The sequence below is a fragment of the Nocardiopsis sp. JB363 genome (genome assembly GCF_900143625.1).
Lineage (GTDB): Bacteria > Actinomycetota > Actinomycetes > Streptosporangiales > Streptosporangiaceae > Nocardiopsis.
The window spans coordinates 17,845-28,019 of sequence record NZ_FRFF01000170.1 but is presented as its reverse complement, the minus strand read 5'-3'; the positions used below and the strand labels follow the sequence as shown (position 1 = coordinate 28,019).

The window sequence follows — 10,175 nt, the reverse complement described above, 5'->3', positions numbered from 1 at the left end:
GCCCCGGGTCCTTCCCCCTGATCCCCCTTCTCGAACGGAGCTCCTGTTGTCCGTCAGGCGTGCTTTGGCGGCCGTATCCGGCCTTGCCTTCATCCCCCTGCTCTTCACCGCCTCCCCCGCGGCGGCGGAATCAGCCGACATCAACTACGTCGCGCTCGGTGACTCCTACTCCTCCGGGCTGGGAACCCGCGACTACGACGACTCCGGTGACTGCAAGCGAGGGCCCTCGGCCTTCCCCGAGCTCTGGGCCGCCTCCCACGCGCCCGGTTCCTTCGATTTCGTCGCCTGTGCCGGAGCCACCACCACCGACGTGCTCAACGACCAGGTATCCGCCCTGACCCCGGAAACGAACCTGGTCTCCATCACCATCGGCGGCAACGACGTCGGATTCGCCGACGTCATCACCACCTGTCGCACCGGCAGCGACGCCGCCTGTGACGAGCGGGGCGAGGAGGCCGAGAACGACGTCCGCGACGTACTGCCCGCCCTCCTGGACCAGACCTACGGTGCGATCACCGAGGCCGCGCCCCAGGCACAGGTCGTGGTCCTGGGTTACCCGAGCCTGTTCGAGCTCGGACCGTGCGGTGTCGGCAGCATCGGCGAGACCAAACGTGTGCGATTGAACGAGATGGCCGACGCCCTCGCGGGCGGCATCGAAGACCGTGTGGCGGCAGCAGGGTTGACCTACGTCGACGTGCGTGGCGGCTTCGAGGGCAACCGGGTATGCGCCGACGAGCCGTGGATCAACGGCACCGCCGTTCCCCTCAACGAGTCCTACCACCCCAACAAGGCCGGTCACTCCGAGGGATACCTTCCCGCTCTGACCGGCGCCGTCGGCTGACCCGCAAGCAGCCGAGGGTGCCTCGCCCCATGCGAGGCCCAGGGCCGGCCCCACCCGAGCCTTCCTTCAGGACGTTTCCTGCTGGAAGGGCGCGGTGGGGCCGGCCCGACCCATTTCCCGCCGGGCGGAACCGGCCACCGACGTTCACACGCCGGCCCGACCTTGCGGAGAACGGAGCCCGCATCAGAGTCCCCTGGAACACCGGTCCGGAAGTCGCCCGCCTCCCTGGCCTTGAAGGCTGCCCTCCACGGGCATCAACGGGACCACATCGCGGACCGGGTGTCCGACATCGAGAATGCCGCTGCGGAGACCTCACCCGGGAATCGGCTGGGACTGTCGCTGGGGCACGGCCACGGCACCTCCCTTCGGTGTCGGCTCATGTGAATCCGAAGGCGGGTCGGCCTCGGGCTGGGGAGGGACGTTCCTCGTAGATGGTTCCGCTTCCCTGTCGAACCACGGCTTGCCCTCGGCGGCGATGCCTTCCAGGATGCGGAGTGTGTGGGAGAACCCGGCCGCGTCGAGGTTGATCTCCGAACTCTCGCTCGGCGGCGCCTCGTCCACCGTGTCGCGAGTGGGGATCTCGGACACGGGGATCCCCTTGGCCGGTCCGTTGGTCAGGGTGATTTTCAGCGTGTAACGTCGCATGCCCTTGATCTCCACTTGGACGGAGGAAATCGCGTCGAAGCGGTAGTTGTACCGCTCCTTCACCTCCCAGGTCCCACGCTCGAAATCGAGGTCAGCGGTGGCTTCGCGCACACCCTCTTCGGTCACCAGGAAGATCCTGATCTCATACCTCGAATAGCGCCAAGGGCCACAAGGGACGTGGGCCGATTTGCAGGGCTGATTCGGCGTCGGCAGAAAGGCGTGGGCGACGACCTCGTGCCAGACCAGACCGTGGTGCCTCAACACTTGGTCGAGGATCAGTGTCTTGTCGGCGTCCAGCCAGCCCTCCATCTCTTGCTCCGAGGGGCGTAGCTCGTCGAGCTTGGCCTTCCATCGCTCGTGCTCGGCGCGGCGGGCCTCGACGATCTCCTCCCGCTCCTGAGCCTGCTCACGGAAGCGTCGACGCTCGCTTTGGATGTTCAGCCACATGGGGACCGTGAACCTGGCGGTGACCGCTGCCAAGAGCACGCAGCCCACCGTGGTCACCGGGGCCTGCTGGAACGCCGCCGACAGGGCCGTCACGGTCGCCGCTCCCAAGAGCAGGAACAGGGACACGCACCGAAACCTGGTCACCATGGTCACGTTGTGGACCTCTCGCGGCTCCAGCGGCATTCCTCCGGTCCAGCGACGCCGCACGTCACGGGCCATGAACCGGATCAACCAGCGCACCTTGCCGGCTTCGACCTCGGTTTCCCGGTAGGTGCGAGCGACCTCGTCACGGAGGGACCGGCGCACGCCCGCGGTCTCCTTCAGCCACGCCTCCCCGTTCTCCGGTTCGGGCGCGTACTTGAAGAAGTAGTGGTCGAAAGCGCTCTCCACCTGGTCGGTGAACCCGCCCTTGGGCGGCGCGGACGAGGGGGCACGCCGATAGCCGTACTCGTGTTCCAGAGCGACCCTGCGCCGGTGCTCGTGGTACCACTCGCCGAGGGCCCACGCCGCAGCCGGCCCCAGGACCAGCATCGCCAGACAGGAGAGCAAGGCCGGAAAGTCGCCGTGTGCCAGCGCGGTCCTCATCATGAACGCGATGGGTGAGAGGGTCGCCACCGCCAGGAGAAGCCCACCGAAGAGGCTCCATCCGTTGTAGGACTTCGGAGCGGGGTGTTTGGCCCTGGCCTCCGCCGGATCGGGCTCGAAGTAGGACCAGACACGGTCACGTCGGTCACCGGCCGTGTGCTCCCGGTGGGCCTTGTTCCGGATCTGGTTCCACAGACGTTGCTTCATGCCACCGGTGAGGACCAGACCGAGATGACGCAGGATCGGGTCGCGGTGCTCAGGCGGGAGATCACGTAAGAGGACCATCGCGGTCTCGGAGTCCCCATCGGAACCGTCCACGCAGGAGAGCAACGCGAAGACCACGGCCAAGGCCTGCCCGGACGTGGCGTGACTCAGCGACTCCGTTCGCAGCTCTAGTTCCTCCAGGAGGGCGCGGTCCGCCTTGTTCAGGTCCCGATAGGAGCGTTTGCTGAGGATGGCCAGGGCCCGGTTGAGGTGTAGCTCGGGGTGGTCCAGCCCCCGCGCGTAGGCGTTGTCGAGGTGGTCGCGTGCCTTACCCGGGATTCCGGAATCGAGGTAGCGCACGCCCACCTCGTAGTCGTGTTCGGGTGGATCATCGGGCCCCACCACGTAGATGTTGGAGTCGTGCATCTGGCCGACCTGCGCACCGACGAAGGAATGGGGGCCGGCGGTGTTGTTGGTCTCGGGCCCGCTCATGTGAGTCCCTTGACCGAGGTGATCAGCGACGCGACCTTGGTGGCCAGCGAGGCCAGGTCCCCCAGGAGCCCCATGAGGCGCTTCAGGGCCAGCAACGAGGTCTTCCTGCCCTGAGGTGTGGCCTCTTCGATCCCCTTGCTCGCGATGTCGAGTTCGGTCGAGGCCGCATCGTGGGTCTCCTCGTCGATGCGTCCACTGGAGCGCTCCTGGGCCAGCTCCTCCCTCAGGGCCGAAATCCGTTCCGAGATCTCGACCGGCTCGGGTTCGGAGGAGGTCAGCGCTACGTGGAACGTACCGCCGCTGACGTGACCGGCCTGGACACCGACGCTGCCGTGTGCCGTGTTGTTGACGTTGCCGGGGAGGCCGGAAACACTGTCTTCACGCATGGTGGGGGGCTCCGCTTCGGTGAGTTCCGTGGCGAGTTCGAGGGCGAAGGCGGCGGCGTTCGCGGCGGCGATCGGCTGCCATCTCCGATCCGCCTCGGTGGCCTTGGTGCCATCGGCCCGGTCACTGATACCGCGCACGATCGCCACCGGTGACCCGCTCAGATGCCCGGCCTGGGCGACGCCGGCACCTTCCATTTCGATGGCCACCGCGTCGTTGTAGATCTGCCGGATCCAATCGGCCTCGCGGGAGATACGGGAGTTCTGCACGATCTCTCCGGCGGCGATGGCCCCCAGGTGAGCTTGGGGACGGGGCCGGCCCGGCGCCGACCCGGGCGGCGCCCAGGTACCGACCCGGGCCAGGTGGGCGGCGGTCTGGCTGATCTCATGCGCTGCCTCCCAGACCCGGGGTCGGGCCTTGAGGCCGTCGTCCTCGCTGGTTCCGCCGTGGTAGGCGTACACGTGGGTGGCCACGACCACGTCGCCCAGCGGCGGGGTGTCCCACAGGGCTCCGGCCACGCCCACGAAGAGCAAGGCGGCGGGGGAGAACTCCTGGATGGCCCGCTCGGCTAATACCGCGGACGACTGATTGCCCTTGCCGGTGAGCCCCAGCACCACACGCCCATGGCCGCCGGGCAGGGCCCCGATCTCGAACCGGGTGCCTCGCGGGTGCCGATAGGGCTCTGGTGAACGGAGCCGCTCGCGCACGGCCTGGTATTCCAGATTCAAGGCGGTCAGGACCACCACGAGATCGTTGCTCATCACGCTTCCTCGTTCTGGTTCGGGGGCAGGGGCCGCAGGATCGGTGGGCGTAGTTCTTGTTCGGGCCCGGCCTGGAAGAGACGGGCGGGACGGCCCTTGGTGGTACGACGGTCCGGACCGACCGGGGTAAGGAAGCCCGACACCGACTGGACCTTGCGGTAGAAGTTGCGCGGGTCGAGGTCGAAGCCCCAGACCGCCTCATAGACGCGTTGGAGTTCGGCGATGGTGAAGGCCGGGGAGCAAAAGGCAGTGGCCAGGGCGGTGTGCTCGATCTTGGCGCGGGCGCGTTCCAAAGCGTCGTCGAGGATCTGCCGGTGGTCGAAGGCGAGAGTGCGACGGCCGGATACGACCTCCTCGACGGGGATCCAAGAGGCGGCGGAGGCGTCGGTACCGGCTTCGGGTTCGGGCAGACCGGGGGCGATGGCGAGGTAGGCGACGGAGACGATGCGCCCTCGTGGGTCACGGCCGGGCCGGCCGTAGGCACCCAGTTGCTCCAGGTGCAGCGATGTCGCGTCGAGGTCGGCCTCTTCCCGGAGTTCTCTGTGGGCCGCATCGAAGATGTCCTCGCCGGCGTCCGCGATGAATCCACCGGGCAGGGCCGATTCACCTTTGTAGGGCTTGATTCCTCGCTCGATGAGAAGGATGTGCAGAGCCGAGGAACGCAGGGTGAGGATCGCCAGGTCGACGGTGAGCAGTACGGGGGGTGGTCGCCAGATTTCGTTTGGCATGAGGCTGAGCGTAGCTTCCTGTCAGATAGACAGGAAGTGGTTCTTGGAAATTGATTCAGGTGAACGCTGGAGTTTATGGAGTGGCGGAAGTGGTCTTTGTGAGCAGCGCGGCTGGTGGGGTTATGAGGGGTGGCCCCCTGTTGGGGGAGGCCTGTGGTATCACCCGACTTGTTGCCACGTGGGGCGGCGGCTTTCAGGGGTGGGATCTGAGAAAGGTGGTCCCTGAACAGGTCGATCGGCTGGTCAAGGTGCAGAGTGAGCGATGACGTCTTTCCGAAGGCGGTGTGACGTTAAGGCGTTTCCCGTCACCTGTTTCCCTGAGCAGGGTTTCGTCAGGTGAGCTTCCACATCCGAAGCATGCTTCCCGAGCCTCCGGCGAACAGGGTGTTGCCGTCAGGGCTGAAGACTACGTGTCGGATGTCCTCTTCCTCTCCTGCCAAGGTGAGGGTGTGCTCTCCGCTTTTGGTGTCCCAGAGATAGATGTCACCATCGCTTCGACCTACGGCGATGGTTTTTCCATCCGGGCTGAAGGTGATCGAGCCGATGCTGATTCGAGGGCCGAAGTTCCTCGCGTAGAAGGTGTCTTCGTAGGTGGTGTGAGTGGCGATGAGTTCTCTGGTGTCGGTGTCCCACAGTTGAGTCAGGTCGGTGTCGCCCCCGGTGGCCAAAATCGTTCCGTTCGGGTTGAAGGTGTGGGATCGGATCCCTTCCTCTTCCCCCTCGATGCTGCCGATCAGTTCACCCGAATCCGTGCTGAACAGGTCCAACCTATCGCCATCCTGGTGAACGACGATCGTTTGATCAGGGGAAAGCGTTCCCTGTAGAGTCACGTCGTCTTCAAGATCGTGGGTGGCAACGTACTCTCCGGTCTCCGCGTTCCACTCGTGAACCGCTTCCTTGGAGTCTTTGGATAAGAGAGACGAACCATCATCACTGAACTCCAGGTTTCTTATTATTCCTTCCCTCGAGTCCAAAGTAAGCAGAATCTTTCCGGTTTCTGCATCTTTGAGAAAGAAATTCTCTCCATGAGTGAATTCGGCGTAGAGGGGGGTCCCGTAAGGGTCGAAGAGGAAAGTTGGGGAAGCCTCCTCTGTGTTGATCCGACGTTCGGATTTCATCTCGCCGGTCTCCACATCCCAGAGCCGAATATGAGCAAGGTAGACATTCGGTCTGAGCCACCCTCTGGAGAGAGAGAAGTCATCGTGCGTGGCGAGGGTGGAACCATCCGGGCTCAACTTCATACTGCGTATGGACGAATGGGGATCATCGTCCTCCTCGTACAGTCCCTCGTGCAGGTCCACGACCAGGTCGGCCTCGACCTCGGACGGAGTCGGGTCCTCGGCCGACGAGGGCACGGCCCAGTAGACGAGACCCGCGATCAGCACCGTGCCCACGGCAGAGCTTAGAGGGCGTCGCCAGAACAGTGAGGGCTTCGTACTGGATGGCGATTCCGGCCTTGGAGAATCCTGGATATCCCGTCCCGGGAGCTTGCTTTCCCGCCTGGTCGGGACCAGCACCGAAGCCGGAGGCTCATCCGCTGCCCGTTCAGGGGGAAGATCGGCTTCGCCACTGCTACCAGCACCGGTGTCGACGTCATCCAAAGTCGTGATGACGTCCCCGGGGGTCGGGCGCTGCTTCGGGTCATGGTCCCAACAGGCCGCGATGATTGGCTGAAACCGATCCGGAAGTCCCTTGACCTCAGGCGCGTTAGAGATGACCTTGAACACGATGGCGCCCATGGTCTGCGATGCGAAGGGATTCGTTCCGGTCGCAGCGAATGCCAGGACGGTTCCCAGAGTGAACATGTCGCTGGCCGGGCCCACCGGCTCACTCTTGGCTTGTTCCGGGGACATGTAGGTGAGGGTGCCTAGAACGGTCCCGGTCCCGGTCATTTCAGTGGCGTCCATGGGTCGGGCGATCCCGAAGTCGATGATGCGGGGCCCGTCCTCGGCCAAGAGGATGTTCGCGGGCTTGAGATCCCGATGCACCAGGCCGCAGCCGTGGATGGCCTCCAACCCTTCGGCCAGCCCAAGAGCCAAGGCGGTGAGCTCCGGCTCTTTGAGGGGGCCGTTCTTCCGCACCGCCTGTTCCAGGGAAGGACCGGGCACGAAGGCCGTGGCGATCCATGGTGGGTCGGCCTCGGGGTCGGCGTCCACGACCTGCGCGGTGTGGAAGCCACCCACCTTTCGGGCCATCTCGGCCTCCCGGGCGAAGCGCGCCCGGAAATCGGGGTCGTCGGTGAGCTCGGGGCGAATGACCTTCACGACCACCCGCCGTCCCCCGGCGGTGCGGGCCAAGTACACCTGACCCATGCCGCCTTCGCCCAGCTTGCTCTCCAAGCGATAACGGCCAAGGCGTCGAGGATCGGTCGACTGTAGTGGCTTCAACCTGGGCTCGCTTTCACACGAAGGGGGTGTCCTGGGGCTTCACCGTGCGTGATTATTCCAGGCCGCAGAGAAAGCAGCGATGCTGGGAGTGAAGAGCAGGCTCGGACCACGCCATCCCGCGTTGGTCGGGTGGTGTGCGTTCTCCGGGCGCCCACCACCCGACCGACGCACCTTGGGAAGGTCGGCTCACGGTCCGATTTCGGCCAGGGTCACACCTGCTGGTCCAGCCAGTCCTGGCAGCGTTCCCGGAACCACAGCAGCACCTCGAACACCGGCCGGCCACCGTCGTCCAAGAGCGTCTGGAGCGGGAAACTCGGTCGCCGGTTCAGTGAGTCCTCGGGCAGGTCCACACCGGGGATCGCGTTGAACCTGTGCAGCAACTCCCTGCGCAGCGCCACGTCGTCGAACGGTGGACGTCGCGCCATGTACTGGAAGACCACCTCAGCGCGTCCCGACGATGGGTACAGCACGAGCGCCCATCGCCAGTCGGCGTCCACGCTCTCGTCCCAGGTGAGAAGGAAGCAGCTGGTGTCGGCGCCTGCGCCCCACACCAGACCACCACCGACGGCGGTCCACTCGTCGATCAGGGCTTGGGTCGCCCGCACGACGTCGGGCCGCTGGTTCTGTAGCAGGAGGGCGTGGAAGCGCCGTTCCCGTTCGACGAACTCGTCCACCTCCAGGCCCACCAGTTCGGCCAGCGCCGCGGCCGGCGCGAACCCTTCGTGGTCCGCTCCCGCGATCTCGGCGGCCCTGGTGTCCTTGAAGACACGCTCTCTGTGAGTGAGATCCGTGGCCGCGCCCAGATGCCGGGACACCGTGTCGGTCTTCGCGCCCACCAGCACGGCGAGTTCCCGGTGAGTGGTCCAACGGTCGGCTGCCAGCATCGCCAGGGCGTGTTCGATCTGCCGGGCCAGATCCGCACCGATCTCCTCGGGCTCCCGGGAACCCGAAGCCGTCGGGGCGGGCCACAGGGCGCAGGCGTGGTCCGCGAGCAGGGCCGCCCGCGCCTCGATCTCCGGCCTGCCCCAACTGGGAGCATCGGCTATCTGACGGTTCATGCTCAGACCACTGGACTGGAAGATCTTCTGCTTGCGCTCGAACAAGTGGTTGGACAGCTTCGAGTTCTGAGCGGTCAGGGTCAGGTTGCCCAAGGTATGCAACAGGCGCCCGTGCAGTTCGTTCTCGGTCTCGTCTGTGTCGGTCTGCTTGCTCAGGACCTCGTACCACTCCTCGGTCATGCTCTGCGGCATGACGTGCTCGATGCTCACCTTGGCCTTGCCGAAGTCCACCGGTTCGGGGTTGTCGAAGGCCTCCTCCAACCGACGCAGGACGAAGGTGCGCTGTAGCGCCTGCCCCGACCAGTAGAAGTTGCGGTGCGCCACGGCCTCGCGCAGGGTCTTGTCGGAAGGCCAGCGTCGACGGGGATCCGACAGATAACGGTGGACGGACTCCGCGATCGAGCCGCCCGGCTGGATCTCCTTGGGTGAGGACGTGAAGATCCTGTTGAGCCCCTGGGTCGGCACCCCGGCGATCATGCGCCGAACCAGGAAGCTCTCCACGTACCCCAGCGCCCTGATGAGGTCGTCGGTGTCGGCGTGCCCCTGGTCGCGCAGCACCATCAGGCGCAGGGCCAGCGGACGGTAGATCGTGTTGCCCCAGGACTCAAGGCGGGTCAGGACCTCGGCCAGCTCCGGATCGTCCTCGAAACCGGGGTCCAGGACGCGCTGGAGCAGCTGTCCCAGCCGCCACAACTGTTCCACCTCGGCCCGCAGGGCCTTCTCCCCACCGGCTTGGGGCACCTTTTCCAGGCGTTCCTTCTGTCCGTGGTAGACCTCGCTCTGTTTGGCCCGCTCGTCCCCACGCAGCACCAGGTCGAGCCAGGCCAGGGTTTCCAGGGTCTCCGGCCCCAGCTCCTCCTGCATCGGCAACCAGACCTCTTCGTACACCTCCTGGCCGCTCTCGGGAAGGAGCATGAAGACGTAGTTGCGCAGCAGGTCGGTCTGGCTGAGCCCCTTGCCGGTGTTGTTCAGGGATTCGAAGATCCGGAAGACGTTGTCCCCGGCCTCGGCCTGGATGTCCACGAGGCTGAGCCGATGCCCGATGGTCTCCTCGATTTTGAGGAGGTCCTCCTCGGTGTACTTGCCGACCTTGCTGGAGAAGAAGTTGTAGGCGAATCCGACCCGGTCGTCGCCTCCCGCGTGGGGGTGTTCGTCGACGATGGCCTTGTAGGCCGCCCGGTCGGCCTGGGTCGGCAGGAGTCGATACTTGTCGATCCCCTTGTTGTACTTGTTCAGCAGGTAGACGTCGTTGATCCTGTCGGCACCGCTGTGGTCGCCCTCGCCGAGTTCCTCCACCTCCCGCAACCGGTCACGGAGGGCCATGAGCGCGATCGACAGCGAGGTGAGCCGCTGCTGGCCGTCGATCACCAGCCACCGGGTGAGTGTGCTCGCCGAGGAAAGCCCCGGTGCGAGGACCACCGACCCCAGGAAGTGCCCGGCCGCACCACCGGCCTGCGTCTCCTGGTCGCGTTCGGCCTGCTCGGTCAAGTCGTCCCAGAGACGTTCGAGCTCTTCGCGCCCCCAGGAATAGGGGCGTTGGTACAAGGGAACCTGGAACTGTTTGGTTCCTTCGACCATCCTCTGGAACGTGGTTTCGTTGGCCTGCATATCTCCACAATCTCGATCTGGCGGTCGGGGGATTC

Annotated in this window: 6 protein-coding genes; 1 reads left to right on the top strand and 5 read right to left on the bottom strand. The window is 65.5% G+C overall.

The features are described from left to right. Window positions 1–841 (top strand): SGNH/GDSL hydrolase family protein (locus BQ8420_RS27050; RefSeq protein WP_235006515.1); only part of this gene is annotated, 841 nt, incomplete at its 5' end. A 312-nt stretch (window positions 842–1,153) separates the two neighbouring features. Here BQ8420_RS27050 and BQ8420_RS27045 read toward each other — a convergent pair. The 5 genes from BQ8420_RS27045 to BQ8420_RS27025 all read right to left on the bottom strand — a co-directional run bounded on the left by BQ8420_RS27045 (window position 1,154) and on the right by BQ8420_RS27025 (window position 10,140). Further along, the gene (locus BQ8420_RS27045; RefSeq protein WP_200816113.1) at window positions 1,154–3,214 is read right to left on the bottom strand and encodes a hypothetical protein; all 2,061 of its coding nucleotides are present in this window, start codon (window positions 3,212–3,214) and stop codon (window positions 1,154–1,156) included. Continuing rightward, window positions 3,211–4,359, bottom strand: a complete 1,149-nt coding sequence (locus BQ8420_RS27040; protein WP_087102553.1) for a 5'-methylthioadenosine/S-adenosylhomocysteine nucleosidase — start codon at window positions 4,357–4,359, stop codon at window positions 3,211–3,213. The genes BQ8420_RS27045 and BQ8420_RS27040 overlap by 4 nt, the downstream gene beginning before the upstream one ends. Continuing rightward, window positions 4,359–5,087 (bottom strand): NUDIX domain-containing protein, encoded by a 729-nt coding sequence (locus tag BQ8420_RS27035; protein ID WP_087102551.1) that lies wholly within the window; start codon window positions 5,085–5,087, stop codon window positions 4,359–4,361. The genes BQ8420_RS27040 and BQ8420_RS27035 overlap by 1 nt, the downstream gene beginning before the upstream one ends. 332 nt (window positions 5,088–5,419) lie before the next feature. Beyond that, window positions 5,420–7,426 (bottom strand): WD40 repeat domain-containing serine/threonine protein kinase, encoded by a 2,007-nt coding sequence (locus BQ8420_RS27030; protein WP_143847583.1) that lies wholly within the window; start codon window positions 7,424–7,426, stop codon window positions 5,420–5,422. A gap of 257 nt (window positions 7,427–7,683) precedes the next feature. After that, window positions 7,684–10,140 carry a DUF262 domain-containing protein gene (locus BQ8420_RS27025; protein WP_087102547.1) on the bottom strand — a complete coding sequence of 819 codons (2,457 nt, stop codon included), beginning with the start codon at window positions 10,138–10,140 and terminating at the stop codon, window positions 7,684–7,686. Window positions 10,141–10,175 lie beyond the last annotated feature (35 nt).

Coding starts and splice junctions, on each gene's coding strand:
- BQ8420_RS27040 (WP_087102553.1), bottom strand. CDS start 4,359: ATGAGCAACGATCTCGTGGTGGTCCTGACCGCCTTGAATCTGGAATAC.
- BQ8420_RS27025 (WP_087102547.1), bottom strand. CDS start 10,140: ATGCAGGCCAACGAAACCACGTTCCAGAGGATGGTCGAAGGAACCAAA.
- BQ8420_RS27045 (WP_200816113.1), bottom strand. CDS start 3,214: ATGAGCGGGCCCGAGACCAACAACACCGCCGGCCCCCATTCCTTCGTC.
- BQ8420_RS27035 (WP_087102551.1), bottom strand. CDS start 5,087: ATGCCAAACGAAATCTGGCGACCACCCCCCGTACTGCTCACCGTCGAC.